18 protein-coding genes are annotated in these 18,055 nt (G+C 64.1%); all 18 read right to left on the bottom strand.

Annotated elements, in window-relative coordinates:
* Positions 1–4: 4 nt before the first annotated feature.
* Positions 5–1,513, bottom strand: a complete 1,509-nt coding sequence (locus tag QQL28_RS08435; protein WP_284263460.1) for an NADH-quinone oxidoreductase subunit M — start codon at positions 1,511–1,513, stop codon at positions 5–7.
* Positions 1,514–3,601, bottom strand: a complete 2,088-nt coding sequence (nuoL, locus tag QQL28_RS08430) for an NADH-quinone oxidoreductase subunit L (protein WP_284263459.1) — start codon at positions 3,599–3,601, stop codon at positions 1,514–1,516.
* Positions 3,602–3,608: 7 nt separating this feature from the next.
* The gene (nuoK, locus tag QQL28_RS08425) at positions 3,609–3,917 is read right to left on the bottom strand and encodes an NADH-quinone oxidoreductase subunit NuoK (RefSeq protein ID WP_284263458.1); all 309 of its coding nucleotides are present in this window, start codon (positions 3,915–3,917) and stop codon (positions 3,609–3,611) included.
* The gene (locus tag QQL28_RS08420) at positions 3,914–4,552 is read right to left on the bottom strand and encodes an NADH-quinone oxidoreductase subunit J (protein ID WP_284263457.1); all 639 of its coding nucleotides are present in this window, start codon (positions 4,550–4,552) and stop codon (positions 3,914–3,916) included. Before QQL28_RS08420 ends, nuoK begins: the two co-directional genes overlap by 4 nt.
* Positions 4,553–4,561: 9 nt before the next feature.
* The gene (nuoI, locus tag QQL28_RS08415; RefSeq protein WP_026232873.1) at positions 4,562–5,050 is read right to left on the bottom strand and encodes an NADH-quinone oxidoreductase subunit NuoI; all 489 of its coding nucleotides are present in this window, start codon (positions 5,048–5,050) and stop codon (positions 4,562–4,564) included.
* A gap of 14 nt (positions 5,051–5,064) precedes the next feature.
* Entirely contained in the window at positions 5,065–6,132 is a 1,068-nt protein-coding gene (nuoH, locus tag QQL28_RS08410) for an NADH-quinone oxidoreductase subunit NuoH (RefSeq protein ID WP_284263456.1), read from the bottom strand.
* A gap of 10 nt (positions 6,133–6,142) precedes the next feature.
* Positions 6,143–8,218, bottom strand: coding sequence for an NADH-quinone oxidoreductase subunit NuoG (gene nuoG, locus QQL28_RS08405; protein WP_284263455.1), 2,076 nt, complete (start codon positions 8,216–8,218; stop codon positions 6,143–6,145).
* A gap of 5 nt (positions 8,219–8,223) precedes the next feature.
* Positions 8,224–9,549, bottom strand: a complete 1,326-nt coding sequence (gene nuoF, locus QQL28_RS08400; RefSeq protein WP_284263454.1) for an NADH-quinone oxidoreductase subunit NuoF — start codon at positions 9,547–9,549, stop codon at positions 8,224–8,226.
* Positions 9,550–9,564: 15 nt separating this feature from the next.
* Positions 9,565–9,771: a hypothetical protein gene (locus QQL28_RS08395; protein ID WP_284263453.1), complete on the bottom strand. Its 207-nt coding sequence runs from the start codon at positions 9,769–9,771 to the stop codon at positions 9,565–9,567.
* Positions 9,771–10,382 carry an NADH-quinone oxidoreductase subunit NuoE gene (gene nuoE / locus QQL28_RS08390; protein WP_284263452.1) on the bottom strand — a complete coding sequence of 204 codons (612 nt, stop codon included), beginning with the start codon at positions 10,380–10,382 and terminating at the stop codon, positions 9,771–9,773. Before nuoE ends, QQL28_RS08395 begins: the two co-directional genes overlap by 1 nt.
* A 12-nt stretch (positions 10,383–10,394) precedes the next feature.
* Positions 10,395–11,357, bottom strand: a complete 963-nt coding sequence (locus QQL28_RS08385) for an FkbM family methyltransferase (protein ID WP_284263451.1) — start codon at positions 11,355–11,357, stop codon at positions 10,395–10,397.
* Positions 11,357–12,553: an NADH-quinone oxidoreductase subunit D gene (locus QQL28_RS08380; RefSeq protein ID WP_284263450.1), complete on the bottom strand. Its 1,197-nt coding sequence runs from the start codon at positions 12,551–12,553 to the stop codon at positions 11,357–11,359. Before QQL28_RS08380 ends, QQL28_RS08385 begins: the two co-directional genes overlap by 1 nt.
* Before the next feature lie 2 nt (positions 12,554–12,555).
* Complete coding sequence (locus tag QQL28_RS08375; RefSeq protein ID WP_284263449.1) at positions 12,556–13,167, bottom strand: NADH-quinone oxidoreductase subunit C; 612 nt, start codon at positions 13,165–13,167, stop codon at positions 12,556–12,558.
* A gap of 11 nt (positions 13,168–13,178) precedes the next feature.
* Entirely contained in the window at positions 13,179–13,763 is a 585-nt protein-coding gene (locus tag QQL28_RS08370) for a NuoB/complex I 20 kDa subunit family protein (protein ID WP_284263602.1), read from the bottom strand.
* Positions 13,760–14,125 (bottom strand): NADH-quinone oxidoreductase subunit A, encoded by a 366-nt coding sequence (locus QQL28_RS08365; protein ID WP_008136158.1) that lies wholly within the window; start codon positions 14,123–14,125, stop codon positions 13,760–13,762. Before QQL28_RS08365 ends, QQL28_RS08370 begins: the two co-directional genes overlap by 4 nt.
* 264 nt (positions 14,126–14,389) lie before the next feature.
* Positions 14,390–14,599: a hypothetical protein gene (locus QQL28_RS08360; protein WP_284263400.1), complete on the bottom strand. Its 210-nt coding sequence runs from the start codon at positions 14,597–14,599 to the stop codon at positions 14,390–14,392.
* Positions 14,596–15,732 (bottom strand): PepSY-associated TM helix domain-containing protein, encoded by a 1,137-nt coding sequence (locus QQL28_RS08355; RefSeq protein ID WP_284263397.1) that lies wholly within the window; start codon positions 15,730–15,732, stop codon positions 14,596–14,598. The genes QQL28_RS08360 and QQL28_RS08355 overlap by 4 nt, the downstream gene beginning before the upstream one ends.
* Positions 15,733–15,754: 22 nt before the next feature.
* Positions 15,755–18,028 (bottom strand): TonB-dependent siderophore receptor, encoded by a 2,274-nt coding sequence (locus QQL28_RS08350; protein ID WP_284263599.1) that lies wholly within the window; start codon positions 18,026–18,028, stop codon positions 15,755–15,757.
* Between the last annotated feature and the right edge of the window lie 27 nt (positions 18,029–18,055).

The following is an 18,055-nucleotide window of genomic DNA, read 5'->3' as shown; positions in this document are numbered from 1 at the left end:
CCGCTCACTGGAGCAGTGCGGCGGCCTTCACGGCCGTCACGGCGGTGTTGTAATTGTTGACGAGTTGCTGGACCGAGGCGGCCGACATGTCGAGCACCGGCTTCGGATAGACGCCGAACAGGATCGTCAGCGCGATCAGCGGGAACAGCGTCAGGCACTCCCGGAAAGTGAGGTCCTTGATGGTCATCAGCGACGGCTTCACCAGCGCACCGAACACGACCTTGCGGTAGAGCCAGAGCGCATAGCAGGCCGACAGGATCACGCCCGTCGTGGCGAAGAACGCGGTCGGGATCGAGACCTTGAAGGTGCCGAGCAGCGTCATGAACTCGCCGACGAAGCCGCTGGTGCCGGGAAGACCGACATTGGCCATCGTGAAGACCATGAAGGTCAGCGCGTAGAGCGGCATCCGGTTGACGAGGCCGCCATAGGCCGCGATCTCGCGGGTGTGCATGCGGTCGTAGACGATGCCGACGCAAAGGAACAGCGCGCCGGAGACGATGCCGTGCGAGATCATCTGGAACACGCCGCCGGCGACGCCCTGCATGGTACCGGCGAAGATGCCCATGGTGACGAAGCCCATATGCGCGACCGACGAGTACGCGATCAGCTTCTTCATGTCCTCCTGCATCATCGCCACCAGCGAGGTGTAGATGATGGCGATGGTCGAGAGCGTGAAGATCAGCGGCGCGAAGTCATGCGACGCGAGCGGGAACATCGGCAGCGAGAAGCGCAGGAAGCCGTAGCCGCCCATCTTCAGGAGGATCGCGGCCAGGATCACCGAGCCCGCGGTCGGTGCCTCGACGTGCGCGTCGGGCAGCCAGGTGTGCACCGGCCACATCGGCATCTTCACCGCGAAAGAGGCGAAGAAGGCCAGCCACGCCCAGGTCTGCAACGACCGCGGCACGGCGGTGTGCATCAGGGTCGGGATGTCGGTGGTGTTGCCGTTCCAGTACAGCGCCATGATGGCGAGCAGCATCAGGACCGAGCCGAGCAGCGTGTAGAGGAAGAACTTGAACGACGCGTAGACCCGGCGCGGGCCGCCCCAGACACCGATGATCAGGAACATCGGGATCAGGCCGCCCTCGAAGAACAAATAGAACAGCACGAGATCGAGCGCCGAGAAGGTGCCGACCATCAGCGTTTCCAGGATCAGGAACGCCATCATGTACTCGCGCACCCGGTTCTGGATCGCGTTCCAACTCGCGACGATGCAGAACGGCATCAGGGCGGTGGTCAGGATCACGAAGGGCAGCGAGATGCCGTCCACACCCATGTGGTAGGTGATGCCGGCGGCCATCCAGTTGGCCTTCTCGACGAACTGGAAATCGGCCACCGACGGATCGAAGCGCGCGACCAGGATCAGCGACACCGCAAAGGTGATCAGCGTGGTCCAGAGCGCGATCCAGCGCGCATTGCGCCGCGCCGCCTCGTCGTCGCCGCGAACGACGTAGACGAGCAGCGCCCCTACGACCGGAAGGAAGGTGGTGACGGAAAGGATGGGCCAGGTTGTCATTTACTGGCCTCCAAAGCCGAACATGAACCAGGTGATCAGGCCGGCGACGCCGATCAGCATGGCGAATGCATAGTGATAGAGATAGCCGGTCTGGATCTTCACGACGTTGCGGGTGATGCGCAGGACGGACGCGGAAACGCCGTCCGGACCGAAGCCGTCGATGACGAAGCCGTCGCCCTTCTTCCAGAGCTGGTAGCCGATCCACTTCGCCGGACGGACGAAGATGACGTCATAGAGCTCGTCGAAGTACCACTTGTTGAGCAGGAACTGGTACAGCATCGGCTGGGTGTTCGCGAGCTCGACCGGCAGATATGGCCGGCGAATGTAGAACAGGTACGAGATCAGGAAGCCCACCACCATCATCACCGTCGGCAGGAAGGCGATGGTCTCGGGGATGTGGTGCATCTCCTCGATGATGTGCGGATTCATCTTCACGGACTCGCGGAAGAACTCCTCGATGCCGTGACCGGCGAACAATTCCTTGAACGGGAAGCCTGCCAGGATAGAGCCGGCCGCGAGGATGCCGATCGGGATCAGCATCCAGAGGGGGCTCTCATGCGCCGCCTCATAGTGGTGCTCATCGTGCGGCTCGCCGTGGAAGGTCTTGAAGATCAGGCGCCAGGAATAGAACGAGGTCAGGCCGGCGGCGACGACCGTCATCAGGAAGCCGTACACCGCGAACGGGTTGTGCGAGGCGTAGGCGGACTCGATGATCGCGTCCTTGGAGAAGTAGCCGGCGGTGAGCGGGAAGCCGGTCAGCGCGAGCGTGCCGACCACCATCACCGCATAAGTGTAGGGGATTTTGCGCCACAGGCCGCCCATGTTGCGGATGTCCTGCTCGTGGTGCATCGCGTAGATCACCGAGCCGGAGCCCAAGAACAGCAGCGCCTTGAAGAAGGCGTGCGTGAACAGGTGGAACATGCCGACCGAATAGGCCCCCGCCCCCATCGCCACGAACATGTAGCCGAGCTGGGAACAGGTCGAGTAGGCGACGATGCGCTTGATGTCGTTCTGCACGAGGCCGACGGTTGCGGCAAAGAACGCCGTGGTCGCGCCGAAGAACATCACGACGGCCTGCGCGTTGGGCGCGAGCTCGAACAGCGGCGACAGACGCGCGACCATGAACACGCCCGCCGTCACCATGGTCGCGGCGTGGATCAGTGCCGACACCGGGGTCGGGCCTTCCATCGCGTCCGGCAACCAGGTGTGCAGCAGGAACTGCGCCGACTTGCCCATCGCGCCCATGAACAGCAGGACGCAGGCGAACGTCAGGGCGTCGACGTGCCAGCCGAAGAAGTTGATGGTCTTGCCGGTGAGGCCGGGAGCCGCATGGAAGATCGTCTCGAAATCGGTCGAGCCGACCAGCGCGAAGACCGCAAAGATGCCGAGCGCAAAGCCGAAGTCGCCGACGCGGTTGACGACGAAGGCCTTGATGGCGGCCGCGTTCGCCGACGGCTTCTGGTACCAGAAGCCGATCAGCAGGTAGCTGGCGAGGCCCACGCCCTCCCAGCCGAAGAACAGCTGCACGAGGTTGTCGGCCGTCACCAGCATCAGCATGGCGAAGGTGAACAGCGAGAGATAGCCGAAGAAGCGCGGCCGGTACGGGTCCTCGTCCATGTAGCCGATGGAATAGAGGTGCACGAGCGAGGACACGGTGTTGACCACCACCAGCATCACCGCGGTCAGCGTGTCGACCCGCAGCGCCCAGTAGACCTGGAGGTCGCCGGAGAGGATCCACGGCAGAATCGGAATCCGCGCGTCGTGGTGCATGAAGCCGACGTCGACCAGCGTGAACCAGGACAGGGCCGCCGAGACGAACAGCAGCCCGGTCGTGATCAGCTCGGCCGCGCGCGAGCCCGCCGCCGGAGGCTCGGAGACGTGGTGGTCGTGGCCGTGGTCATCTTGGCCGTGATCGTCGTGGGCGTGGTCATCGTGAGCCGCTGAGGCATGACCGTGGGCATCGCCATGCGCGTCGTCGTGATGCTCGACCGTATCGCCACTGGGGTTGCGGGCATGCGCGCCGAAAATGGCGATCAGGCCGGCGAGAATGGCGCCCAGCAGAGGCAGAAAGACAATTGCCTGAACCATAGCTGGGTTAACCCTTCATCAGATTGACGTCCTCAACCGCGATCGAGCCGCGGTTGCGGAAATAGACCACCAGGATGGCGAGACCGATCGCGGCTTCGGCAGCCGCGACCGTCAGCACCAGGAGCGCGAAGACCTGGCCGACGATGTCGCCGAGGAAGGTCGAGAACGCCACCAGGTTGGTGTTGACCGCGAGCAGGATCAGCTCGATCGACATCAGGATGACGATGATGTTCTTGCGGTTCAGGAAGATGCCGAGGATCCCGAGCGTGAACAGGATCGCTCCGACGGCAAGATAGTGTCCGAGCCCGATCGTCATTTCACCCACTCCGCCGCATCGGCATCCTGGAGCCCCTGCCCCGACGCCACCTTGCGCAGTGCCATCGCCATGTCGGGCGTGCGCGCATTCTGAACGTTGATGTCCTGCCGCTTGACGCTCGCCTTGTGGCGCAGCGTCAGCACGATGGCGCCGATCATTGCGACCAGCAGCACCATGCCGGCGAGCTGGAAGTAATGGATGTACTTCGTGTAGAGCACGAGCCCGAGCGCCTCGGTATTGGAGACGTTGGTGGGGATCGCCGCCGTGATCGTCTTGGTGACTCCGGGATTGATAACCCAGAAGCCGACGGTCAAGAGCAGCTCGAACAGGAAGATGCCGCCGATCACGAGGCCGACCGGCAGGTATTCGATGAAGCCCTCGCGCAGCTCGACGAAGTCGACGTCAAGCATCATGATCACGAACAGGAACAGCACCGCGACCGCGCCGACATAGACGACGATCAGCATCATCGCCAGGAACTCGGCGCCCATCAGCACGAACAGGCCGGACGCGTTGACGAAGGCCAGGATCAGGTACAGCACGGAGTGCACGGGATTGCGCGAGACAATCACCATCACCGCCGAGGCCACGCAGACGCCGGCGAACAGATAGAAGAACAGCGCGGGAAGGATCATGCGCTCACCTCACCGGTACGGCGCGTCGAGCTCGATCGCTTTCGCGATCTCGCGTTCCCAGCGATCGCCATTGGCGAGCAGCTTGGCCTTGTCATAGAACAGTTCCTCGCGGGTCTCGGTCGCGAACTCGAAATTCGGGCCTTCGACGATGGCGTCGACCGGGCAGGCCTCCTGGCAGAGGCCGCAATAGATGCACTTCACCATGTCGATGTCGTAGCGCACGGTGCGGCGGGTGCCGTCGTTGCGGCGCGGACCGGCCTCGATGGTGATGGCCTGCGCCGGGCAGACCGCCTCGCACAGCTTGCAGGCGATGCAGCGCTCTTCGCCGTTCGGATAGCGGCGCAGCGCGTGCTCGCCGCGGAAGCGCGGCGAGATCGGGCCCTTCTCGAAGGGATAGTTCAGCGTCGGCTTCGGCTGGAAGAAGTAGCGCATGGCGAGGAAGAACGCCGAGACGAACTCCGACAGCAGCAGCGAGCGCGCGGTGGCGTTGATGTTGATACCCATGGCGGACCTCACTTCGGCGCGATGCCGGCGAAATGCAGCACACCGGCCACCACGATCACCATCGCCAGCGACAGCGGCAGGAACACCTTCCAGCCGAGACGCATCAGTTGATCGTAGCGGTAGCGCGGCACGATCGCCTTCGCCATCGCGAACAGGAAGAACATGAAGAACAGTTTGAGCGAGAACCAGATGATCCCCGGCACCCAGTTGAAGGGCGGCAGATCGACCGGCGGCAGCCAGCCCCCCAGGAACAGGATCGTCGCCATCGCGCACATCGTGACGATCGCGACATACTCGCCGAGCATGAACAAGAGATACGGCGTCGAGCCGTACTCGACCATGAAGCCGGCGACGAGCTCGGACTCGGCCTCGACGAGGTCGAACGGCGGACGGTTGGTTTCCGCCAGCGCCGAGACGTAGAATACCACGAACATCGGGAACAGCGGCCACACATACCAGTTCAGGATGGTGAGCTGCGGCAGGCCGATCAGGCTCGCAAAGCCGTGCAGCTTCTGCGCCTCGACCACGGCCGAGAGGTTCAGCGTGCCGGCGCAGAGCAGAACGGTGATGATGACGAAGCCGATCGAGACCTCGTAGGACACCATCTGCGCCGCCGAGCGCAGCGCGGCCAGGAACGGATATTTGGAGTTCGACGACCAGCCGGCCATGATGATGCCGTAGATCGACAGCGACGAGATCGCGAAGATGTAGAGGATGCCGACATTGATGTCGGAGATCACCCAGCCGAGATTGGTCGGGATCACCGCCCAGGCCGCGAGCGCGAGCACGCAGGAGACCAGCGGCGCCAGCAGGAAGACACCCTTGTTGGCACCGGCCGGAATGATCGGCTCCTTCAGCACGAACTTCAGGAGGTCGGCGAAGGATTGGAACAGGCCCCAGGGACCGACCACGTTCGGGCCACGGCGGATCTGCACCGCCGCCCAGATCTTGCGGTCGGCGAGCAGGATGTAGGCGATCGCGACCAGCAGCACGACGAGCAGCAGGACGCTCTCCGCGACCATGATGATCAGCGGCCAGAGGAAGCCGGTCCAGAATGCGCTTTGGAAGAATTCCATCAGATCACGCTTACTCCGCTGCCGTCAGCATCTGCCCGGAGGCAAGCCGCGAGCATTCCGCCATCACGGCAGACGCACGCGCGATTGGGTTGGTCAGGTAGAAGTCCTCGATCAGGGCCTTGAACGGCGCCTTCTCCGGCGCCCCGCCCTTGCCCGCGAGCGCCTTGATCTGGTCGGCCGTGCCCGCCTCGATCTGGTCCAGACGGATCAGATGGGGCACCGCCTTGAAGATCGCCTGGCGCAGCGCGGGGAGCGAGTCGTAGCCGAGCTTCTTGCCGAGCGCTTCCGACAGCGCACGGACGATCGCCCAGTCCTCGCGGGCCTCGCCCGGCGGGAATGCGGCGCGGCCCGTCATCTGCACGCGCCCTTCCGTGTTGACGTAGATCGCGGACTTCTCGGTGTAGGCCGCCGCCGGCAGAATCACGTCGGCGCGGTGCGCGCCACGGTCGCCATGGGTGCCGATATAGACGACGAAGGTGCCGTCCGGCGCCTTGATCTCGTCGGCCCCGAGCAGGAACAGCAGGTCCAGCGTGCCGAACGTGGTCATCTGCGCAGCGTTCAGCCCGCCCTTGCCGGCCGCAAAGCCGATGTCGAGCGCGCCGACGCGCGAGGCGGTCTCCTGGAGCACACCAAAGCCGTTCCAGCCGTCCTTCACCGCGCCGATATCAAGCGCCAGCTTGGCTGCCTGCGCGAGAATGGCCGCGCCGTCGTGGCGCGAGGTCGCGCCGGCGCCGACCAGAATGATCGGATGCTTGGCGTTCTTCAGGACGTCAGCGAAGGAGTGCTTGCCGGCGGCGAGATCGGCGAGCGTCTCTGCGCCCGCGCCGAGATGGTCGTAGTGGTAGGTCAGATCGGCCTTGGCACCGATCACGCCGATCTTGAAGCCGCCCGCGCGCCAGCGCTTGCGGATGCGGGCGTTGAACACGGCCGCTTCCTTGCGCGGATTGGCGCCGATGATCAGCAGCGCATCGGCCTGCTCGATGCCGACGAGCGTCGGATTGAAGGTGTAGCCTCCGCGGCCGAGCGCGGGATCGAACGCGTCGCCGCCCTGCACCGCCAGATTGGCCGAGCCGAACTTGGCGAGCAGATCCTTCAGCGCGAACATTTCCTCGACGCCGGCGAGATCGCCGGCAATTGCGCCGATGCGCTTGCCGTCGCTGCGGCCCGCCTTGGCGGCGATCGCGGCGAAGGCTTCGGACCACGAAGCCGGGCGCAGCTTGCCGGCCTCGCGGATATAGGGCCGGTCGAGCCGCTGGGTGCGCAGGCCGTCGACGACGTGACGGGTCTTGTCGGAGATCCACTCCTCGTTCACGGCCTCGTTGACGCGCGGCAGGATGCGCATCACCTCGCGGCCACGCGTATCGACGCGGATCGCCGAGCCGACGCCGTCCATGACATCGACCGACTGGGTCTTGCCGAGCTCCCACGGCCGCGCGGCGAAGGCGTACGGCTTCGAGGTCAGCGCGCCAACCGGACAGATGTCGACGAGATTGCCCTGAAGCTCTGATGTCAGCGCGTGCTCGAGATAGGTCGTGATCTCCATGTCCTCACCGCGACCCGTGGCGCCCATCTCGGGGGCCCCGGCGACTTCCGCCGAGAAGCGGACGCAGCGCGTACACTGGATGCAGCGGTTCATCGAGGTCTTGACCAGCGCACCGAGATACTTGTCCTCGACGGCGCGCTTGTTCTCGGCGAAGCGGCTGGTGTCGACACCATAGCCCATCGCCTGGTCCTGGAGGTCGCACTCGCCACCCTGGTCGCAGATCGGGCAGTCCAGCGGATGGTTGATGAGAAGGAACTCCATCACGCCTTCGCGCGCCTTCTTCACCATCGGCGAACGCGTGGAGATTTCCGGCGGCTCGCCCTTGGGACCCGGACGGCAGTCGCGGACGCCCCAGGCACAGCTCGCGACCGGCTTCGGGCCGCCCTTCACCTCGACGAGGCACATCCGGCAATTGCCGGCGATCGACAGCCGCTCGTGATAGCAGAAGCGCGGAATCTCGGCGCCCGCCGCCTCGCACGCCTGGAGCAGCGTGTACTCCGGCGGGACATCGATCTCTTTGCCGTCGATGATGAGCTTTGTCATTCTTCCTACTCCGCCGCGACCATGTTCACGGGATCGCGGACGCCGGCATCGTCGATGTCGGCCTTGTGCGAATACTGGTCGATGCGCGCTTCGATCTCATGACGAAAATGCGCGATCAGGCCCTGGATCGGCCAGGCGGCTGCGTCACCGAGCGCGCAGATCGTGTGTCCTTCGACCTGCTTGGTGACCTCGAGCAGCATGTCGATCTCGCGCTTGTGGGCGCGGCCCTCGGCCATGCGGGTCAAGACGCGCCACATCCAGCCCGTGCCCTCGCGGCACGGCGTGCACTGGCCGCAGCTTTCATGCTTGTAGAAATAGGAGATGCGGGCGATCGCGCGGATCAGGTCGGTCGACTTGTCCATCACGATCACGGCCGCGGTGCCGAGACCCGAGCGCAGCTTGCTCAGGCTGTCGAAGTCCATCGGCGTGTCGATGATCTGCTCGGCCGGCACCATGCGCACCGACGAGCCGCCGGGGATCACGGCCTTCAGATTGTCCCAGCCGCCACGGATGCCGCCGCAATGCTTCTCGATCAGCTCACGGAACGGGATGCCCATGGCCTCTTCGACGTTGCAGGGCCGCTCGACATGGCCGGAGATGCAGAACAGCTTGGTGCCGACATTGTTCGGACGGCCGATACCGGCGAACCACGCCGCACCGCGCCGCAGGATATCAGGCGCAACCGCGATCGACTCGACGTTGTTGACGGTGGTCGGGCAGCCGAACAGGCCGACATTCGCCGGGAACGGCGGCTTCAGGCGCGGCTGGCCCTTCTTGCCTTCGAGGCTTTCGAGGAGCGCAGTCTCCTCGCCGCAGATATAGGCGCCGGCGCCGTGGGCGACGTAGAGGTCGAACGGCCAGCCGTTGACGTTGTCCTTGCCGATCAGCTTGGCCTCGTAGGCCTGGTCGATTGCGGCCTGGAGGTGTTCGCGCTCGCGGATGAACTCGCCGCGGACATAGATGTAGCAGGCATGCGCATTCATCGCGAAACTCGCGATCAGGCAGCCCTCGATCAGGAGATGCGGATCATGGCGCATGATCTCGCGGTCCTTGCAGGTGCCGGGCTCGGACTCGTCGGCGTTGACGACGAGATAGCTCGGGCGGCCGTCGGTCGATTCCTTCGGCATGAAGGACCATTTCAGGCCGGTCGGGAAGCCGGCGCCGCCGCGGCCGCGCAGGCCCGACGCCTTCATCTCGTTGATGATCCAGTCGCGGCCCTTGTCGATGATGGCCTTGGTGCCATCCCAGGCGCCGCGGCGCCGCGCGCCCTCGAGCCCCCAATCGTGGAGGCCGTAGAGGTTCTTGAAGATGCGGTCCTTGTCCTCGAGCATTTCAGTGCTTTCCGATCAACGGTTGGCTTGCTTGTAGGCAAGCCCGGCGGCGCAGACGCCAAAGGTCAGCGCCCAGAGCAGACTGGTTTCCAGCGACGCGCTCAGGGTGAAGCGCTGCAGCAGAAAGATGAAGACGGCCGCGACGGCGGCATGCATGGCGATGAAGCCCCACTTCTTCACGGCGCCGCTCCTCTCCGCTGCGGGTGACACGAGATCACGCATCAGGTGATCTCCTTCAGCGTGGTCGGTCCGGTGATGGGGGCCGAGAACTGGCGGCCGTTCTGCGGGCCAGGCTTGGGCGGATTACCCGAGGCAAAGCCATCGAGCACCTTGCCGAAGCTGTCCTTGGTCAAATCCTCGTAGGTATCCTTGCCGATCAGTACCATCGGCGCATTCACGCAGGCGCCCAGGCACTCGACCTCTTCCCAGCTGAAATTGCCGTCCTTGGAGAGGTGGAAGGGCTCGTGATGGATCCGGCTCTCGCAGACGTGGATCAGGTCTTCGGCGCCGCGCAGCCGGCACGGCGTGGTGCCGCAGACCTGGACGTGGGCCTTCTTGCCGACGGGGGCGAGCTGGAACATCGTGTAGAAGGTCGCGACTTCGAGAACGCGGATGTAGGGCATGTCGAGCATGTCGGCGATGACGCGGATCGCGGCTTCCGACACCCAGCCATCGTTCTGCTCCTGCGCGCGCCACAGGATGGCGATCACAGCCGAGGCCTGACGCCCCGCCGGATATTTGGCGACCTGCTGCTTCGCGAACGCGAGGTTCTCCTCCGTGAACGCAAAGCTCGCGGGCTGGACTTCCTTGGGCGCTAGGCGGCGAACGGACATCTCTTCAATCTCTCACTGGATACGGCGCGCAGCCTTCGCATTCAGGGCATCGATCCTGTCCTGCCAGAATGCGCTCGCGGTGCCGAAAACGTTGTAGCCGACGTGGGTGGAGACCTTGATGCGATCGAGGATCGAGAGCTCGGTCACCGTCTCCATGCGATTGGTGCTGGGATCATAGACGATCAGCTTCAGCGGGGTCTGTTCGAGGATGTAGCGCGACACCGCGTGCGAACGGTCGCTGCCGTGCTCCTCGCACATGATCACGCTGTCGCATTCAAGCAGCCGCTTGCCGCCCTTGATGGCCTCGATCTCCACGCCTTCGACGTCGAGCTTGATCAGATATTTGCCGCTCGCTTCGACCTTGCCGTCATCGATCAGATTGTCGAGCGCGATGACCGGCACGTCCTCACCGCCCGCCGACGGCCCGCCGGCGATGCTGAAAGCCTCGTGTTTGGTGCCGGAGAGCCGCGCTTTACCCCGCGCGGCACCGATCGCGCATTTCATGGTCTCGAAACGATTGCCGTTGATGCGCGCATTGTTCGCAAGCTTGGGGTAGTTCTGGCCCGACGGCTCGATCGCGATCGCCCTGTGCGCGCCGAACGGCTTGCTCGACACCAGCACAGACCAGTAGCCGTAGTTCGCGCCGCAATCGAGCAGCGTGTAGTCGACGTCGACGGAGTCAGCGAACAACAGCTCCAGCTCGTCCTCGTAGTTGTACGAGCGGTTGAGCAGCTTGCTCCAATAGCCGTCGCCGTAAGGGAATTCGAACACGGCGTCCGGGTTGAGCTTGATCGCGATGTTGCGCTCGGGCAGCGTTTTCCGCAGCAGGTTCGCGCAGGCGATGTAGCCCATGTGCGAGAAGTGCGACGAGATCTTCGATCCCGTCACCAGCGCCAAGGCAGCCGTCCGCTCCCACAGGTTGGCCCCTTCAAGGGCTCCCGAGGCGCGGTCAAACTGGATTGGCGCTTGCGCCATCACCGATCGACCTCTCCGAACACGATGTCCAGCGAGCCGAGAATGGCCGAGACGTCGGCGAGCAGATGGCCCTTGCAGATGTGGTCCATGGCCTGCAGATGGGCAAAGCCCGGCGCGCGGATCTTGCATTTGTAGGGCTTGTTGGTGCCGTCGGAGACGAGATAGACGCCGAACTCGCCCTTCGGCGCCTCGACCGCGGCGTAGACCTCGCCGGCCGGCACGTGGACGCCCTCGGTGTAGAGCTTGAAGTGATGGATGAGCGCCTCCATCGAACGCTTCATCTCGCCACGGCGCGGCGGAGCCACCTTGTTATCCTCGACGACGACCGGGCCCTGCCCGTCCGGCGCCTTCAGCTTCTCGATGCACTGCTTCATGATGCGCACCGACTGGCGCATCTCTTCCATGCGGATCAGGTAACGGTCGTAGCAGTCGCCGTTCTTGCCGATCGGAATGTCGAATTCCATCTCGGCGTAGCATTCATAGGGCTGCGCCTTGCGCAGATCCCAGGCTGCGCCCGAGCCGCGCACCATCACGCCCGAAAAGCCCCACTCCCAGGCTTCCTTCAGCGGCACCACACCGATGTCGACGTTGCGCTGCTTGAAGATGCGGTTGGCGGTGAGCAGGCGGTCGAGGTCGTCGACCACTTTCAGGAACGGATCGCACCAGGCCTCGATGTCGTTGATCAGCTTGGGCGGCAGATCCTGGTGCACGCCGCCGACGCGGAAGAAGGCTGCGTGCATACGGCTGCCCGAGGCGCGCTCGTAGAACACCATCAGCTTCTCGCGCTCCTCAAAACCCCACAGCGGCGGGGTCAGCGCGCCGACGTCCATCGCTTGCGTGGTGACATTGAGAAGATGCGAGAGGATGCGGCCGATCTCGCAATAGAGCACGCGGATCAACTGGCCGCGGCGCGGCACCTCGATGCCGAGCAGCTTTTCGGCCGCAAGGCAGAAAGCGTGCTCCTGGTTCATCGGCGCGACGTAGTCCAGGCGGTCGAAGTAAGGAATCGCCTGCAAGTACGTCTTCTGCTCGATCAGCTTTTCGGTACCGCGATGCAGCAGGCCGATATGCGGGTCGACGCGGGCGACGATTTCACCGTCGAGCTCCAGCACGAGGCGCAACACGCCGTGCGCCGCCGGATGCTGCGGCCCGAAATTGATCGTAAAGTTGCGAAGGTTTTCAGCTTGCTCGTTCATGATCAGGCCTTCGGTCCTGCTTTCTCATCTCCCGGGAGGGGGTAATCCGCACCTTCCCACGGCGACAAGAAATCAAACTTACGGAATTCCTGGTTGAGCCGGACCGGCTCGTACACCACCCGCTTCTCCTGGTCGTCGTAGCGGACCTCGACGAAGCCGGTGAGCGGGAAATCCTTGCGCAGCGGATGCCCCTCGAAACCATAATCGGTGAGGATGCGGCGCATGTCGGGATGGCCGACGAAGATCACGCCATAGAGGTCGTAGGTCTCGCGCTCGAACCAGTCGGCGCCGGGAAACACCTCGATCAGCGATGGCACCTGGGTGGCCTCGTCGGCCTGAGCCTTGAGCCGGATTCGCGTGTTCAGGGTCGGCGACATCAAATGATAGACGACGTCGAAACGCTTCTCGCGCGAGGGATGATCCACCGCGGTCACATCGGTGAAGTTGATGAAGCGACAATTCGGGTCGTCGCGGAGGTACTTGACCACCTCGACGATCCTGGCGGCCTCGACGTCCACCGTGAGCTGGTTGAAGGCCACCGTGTGACCGGTGGCGGCGCCCGGAAGCGCGCTACCGATCGTTTGCCCAAGGGCGTCGAGCTTGCCGTCGTCCATGACGTAAAACCTTAGCGTTCGATGGTGCCGGTGCGCCGGATCTTCTTCTGAAGCAGCAGCACGCCGTAGAGCAGCGCCTCCGCCGTGGGCGGGCAGCCCGGCACGTAGATGTCGATCGGCACGATGCGGTCGCAGCCGCGCACGACCGAGTAGGAATAGTGATAGTAGCCGCCGCCATTGGCGCAGGAGCCCATGGAGATGACGTAGCGCGGCTCGGGCATCTGGTCGTAGACCTTGCGTAGCGCCGGGGCCATCTTGTTGGTCAAGGTACCTGCGACGATCATCACGTCGGACTGGCGCGGCGAGGCACGCGGCGCAAAGCCGAAGCGCTCGACGTCGTAGCGCGGCATCGAGACCTGCATCATCTCGACCGCGCAGCAGGCGAGACCGAAGGTCATCCACATCAACGAGCCCGTGCGCGCCCAGGTGATGAGGTCGTCGGTGGCAGCGACGAAGAAGCCCTTGTCGGAGAGCTCGTGATTGACCTCGAGGAAGAACGGATCATTGGCCCCGACCGGCTTGCCGGTCGACGGATCCAGAATGCCCTTCGGGGCCGGCGCGAGAACCGGACCGGCGGACGATGTTGCAGGGTTCAATCCCATTCCAGTGCCCCTTTCTTCCATTCATAGGCAAACCCCACCGTCAGCACGGCGAGGAACACCACCATGGACCAGAAGCCCGTCGCACCAAGCTTGCCGAACGCTACTGCCCAGGGGAACAGGAACGCCACCTCGAGGTCGAAGATGATGAAGAGGATGGCGACCAGGTAGAAGCGGACGTCGAACTTCATCCGGGCGTCGTCGAAGGCGTTGAAACCGCATTCATACGCCGACAGCTTTTCCGGATCCGGCTGCTGGAAGGCCACGATGAAGGGGGCGATCAGCAGCACGAGGCCAATCAGGCCCGCTACCCCTATAAAGACGACAAGTGGAAGATAGTTCTGCAGAATGCCGCTCATTGGCGAGCCCTTTTTCCCGCAAGCCTCGGGTGGCCCACGGATTCGTCCCGATTTGGAATTGTTCTGAGCCTTAGCGCAGTGCACCAAAGGGTGCAAGACACGCTGTTTTTAGGCCCTTTGCCGCCCCCAGAACAGTGGAAATCCCGGAATCGCCCCGCGGCTGGTATGGAGCAGAACGGCCGCCCCAGCAAGGGTATCCCTGTCGGTCTCCCCGTCATCGGTGGACGCTCCGCGCGGAGCATGTCCACATGCATCTCGGGGTGTCTAGGACGGCTTTGCTGTCCTGTCGCGACGCAGCCAGGCCCAGGAAATGACGGGCACGGGACAACCGACCGTCACCCAGGCGACATATTTGCCGATCTCACCCCACAGCAGCGCCGCGAGGAGCCCGATCGAGGTCGCCACAGCGATCAGAATTGGCGCGCCGAAGACCCGTATCCACGGGCGCGAGCGCAGGGGCGAGCCATGCATCATGACGGGACTGGGGCTCGTTTCGCGAATGCGTCGGCAGGGACCGGCCTCCGCTTCCGCCGCCGCGCCACCCAGAGGTAGAGACCGCTGCCGATCACGATCATCGTGAGCACGTCGAGCGCAGCCCAGATCACCTTCAACGGCATTCCGCCATAATCGCCGAAATGCAGCGGCTGCGAGATCAAGAGCGCCTGGAGGTAGACCGGCAGCCCGCGGGTGTCAGCGACCTCTGCGGTCTCCCCGTCCAGCAGGACCGGACGCAATAGCCTGGATGTCAGGGGCGTATCGCCGCGCATGAACGCCGCGAAATGATGCGATGATGAGAATGCCGTGCCCGGAAAGGCAATGAAGGCAATGTCCATACCGGGTGCGGCCGCCTTCGCGCGGGCGACGACATCATCGAGCGAGGCCAGATGGACCGGCGGCGGCTTGCCGGCATAGGGCGCGACCATGCTGGCGAGCTCGGTCGCCTTCCACTGGTCGAGCATCAGCTCGGCCCAGGTATTGACGACGCCGGTCAAGCCGACCACCAGAGCCCACGCCACGGTCACGACGCCGATCAGGTTGTGCCAGTCGAGCCAGACCACACGGCGGGACGCGCGGTCCCGGATGGTCGCAAAGCGCAGGCGGCGGGTGAACGGCCAGTACAGCACTACGCCCGAGATGATGGCGACCGCGAATAGCAGCCCCATCGCCCCGAGAAACAGCTTTCCGGCCTGGCCTGCGAACATGTCCGTATGCAGCTTCAGGACGATCAGCATCGGCCCGACGCCGATCGGCCCAAGCAGCCTGGCCGAGACGGCGTCGAACGCCCGCACGGTGGTACTGTCCGCCAAGCCGTCCGGCGTGTTGTTCGTGAACGCCATGACGATACCGGGCTCGTCCTTGTCCCAGGAGATATATGTCAGTACCCGGCCCGGATCGGCCGCGAGCGCGGCGTCGGCGACCGCCTGGATCGTCGCACGCGCCGCGCCCGCGTGAGCTTCGGGCTGGGGGGCATAGCCCAGAAGCTCGTCGATCTCGTGATGAAAGATCAGCGGCAGCCCGGTCAGGCAGAGCAGCAGCAGGAACACGGTCGAGATCAGGCTGGTCCAGGTGTGGACCACGGACCAGAGCCTGACGGTGCGCGCCTTCACGACGCGATCCCCTCGCCTGCCCTCACCATTTGTACGACACGCTGGCCGTGACGCGCCGGCGATCGCCGTAGAAGCAGGACGTGGCCGACGCGCAACTCGCGACATAGATCTTGTCGGTCACGTTGATCACGTTCAACGCGGTGCGCCAATTCTGCCATTCGTAATGCAGCGCGAGATCGCCGAGCACGACGGCGGGAACCTCGAGCGTATTGGCGGTGTCGGCCCAGGACGAGCCGACATAGCGCACGCCCCCGCCGAAGCCGAAGCCCGCCAGCGGCCCCTCCTTGAACGTGTAGTCGGCCCAGCCTGAGACCAGGAGTTCTGGCGTGTTGGTCGGGGTCTTGCCGATCAGGGACTGATCGAGGTCCTTGCTGGTGAAGAGGTGGTAGGCGGTGAAGGCGCCGATCAGCTTGAGCTCCCTCGTGGCGTTGGCCACCGCTTCGAACTCGATGCCGCGCGAGGTCACCTCGCCGGTCTGGTTCTGCAGAAAATTCCCGGATGCATCGGCGGTTACCGCTGTCGTCGGCACATTCTGCCGCTTCAGGTCGAACAGCGACGCGGTGAAATAGCCGTCAAACCCCCTGGGCGCGACCTTTACGCCGATTTCAGCCTGCTGGCCGGTCTCCGGCAGGAATAGCTGGTTCGACGCATTGAGGCCGATGATCGGATTGTAGCTCGTCGCGTAGGAGACGTAGGGCGCAATTCCGTTGTCGAAATTATAGATCAGCCCCGCGCGCCCGCTGAACTTGCTGTCTTCGCGTTGCGAGATATTTGCGCCGGTGTCGCGGGCGACCTGCGACGTCTCGACCCAATCGTTGCGGCCACTCAGCACAAGCGTGAAGTTGCCGAGCTTCATCTGGTCCTGGACGTAGGTGCCGGCCTGCTTCTGCGTGATCTGGAAGTTGCGGAACGGCGCGCCAGTGATTGGAATGTCGCCGACACCATATGCCGGATTCAAGACGTTGATCGACGGCACGCCGAAGAAGTTGAACGCCTGATAGTCGTCGATCTGGTAACCCTTCAGGTCGACGCCGAACAGCATCGTGTGCTTCACCGGCCCGGTGTTGAAGCGATACTCCAGCTGATTGTCGAGATTGGCTTGATTTGCCGTATCCTTTGCATACCAATTGTAACGGAAGAGATCGCCAGTCGCCGCGCTGGTGTAGCCGCTGCCGACGTAACCGCGATAGGTCACGTCCACATGCGCAAACCGCGCATTCTGCCGGAACGTCAGATCGTCGGTGAGATTGCGCTCGAACTGGTAGCCGAGCATCTCCTGCTCGCGCGTGAACTTGTCGACGTTGGGATCGCCGGCGAAGAAGCTGGTCGGGATCTTGCCGAACGGCGCGTTGGTCACCGTGCCCTGATAGGGCAGGAAGTTGATGCCGCGGGTATCCTGCTTCGATGCCGACGCCAGGACTGTGAACGTCGTGTCGGCATCCGGTTTCCAGGTGACCGACGGTGCGATGAAGTAATTGTTGTCGGGCGTGAAGTCGACCTGCGTGCCGCCGTTCTGCACCTGCCCGACGACGCGGTAGAACAGCTTGCCGTTTTCAGGTCCCGTCGCGACGGGACCACCGACATCGAAGCCGACATAGGCATTGCCGAAATTGTTGACGCCGGTCTCGATGTAGCGGATCGGCTCGGCCGGCGGCATCTTGCTGATGACGTTGACGATGCCGCTCGGGCTCGAGCCGCCATAGAGCACCGCGGACGGGCCGCGCAGCACCTCGACGCGCTCCATGTTTGGCGTTTGCAGCTTCCAGCTTGCATAGGACGTGTAGAAGAGCTGCATGCCGTCGAGGAACAGGCCGACGTCGTCGGATTTGAAGCCGCGGATCAGCCACCAGTCGTTGCGGGTGTCGACACCGAAGGTTCCGGCACGCACGCCCGCCGAATAGCGCAGCACCTCGTCCAGCTTGTTCGGCTTCTGGTCGCGGATCTGCTCGGCGCCGATGACCGACACCGATTGCGGCGTCTCCATGATCGGCGTGTTGGTCTTGGTGCCGGACGAGCTGCGGTTGGCGACATAGCCATGGACCGGCCCGCGCGGCGTCTCGACGAATCCGACATTGCGCTCAGGCTGCGGCCTTCTCTCGCTCGCACTCTGCGCCGCCCGCGACGTTCGACGCGGCGCCGCGGCCGGCGCGCGGCGGCGGGGCTCAGGTGAAGCAACGGCGACCGGCGGCAAGGCTTGCGCGCCGCTCTGCAACGAGGATCCCGAGGATTGAGCGACCGAAACTTGCGGCAACAGCACCAAAGCAGACACGGTCGCAAGTCCCGCCGACCGCAGTATTCCAAGACAGTTCAACGCACCACCCCA

Origin of the sequence: Bradyrhizobium iriomotense (assembly GCF_030160715.1) — a bacterium.
Taxonomy (GTDB): Bacteria; Pseudomonadota; Alphaproteobacteria; order Rhizobiales; family Xanthobacteraceae; genus Bradyrhizobium; species Bradyrhizobium iriomotense.
This window is presented reverse-complemented; position numbering and strand designations above follow the sequence as displayed.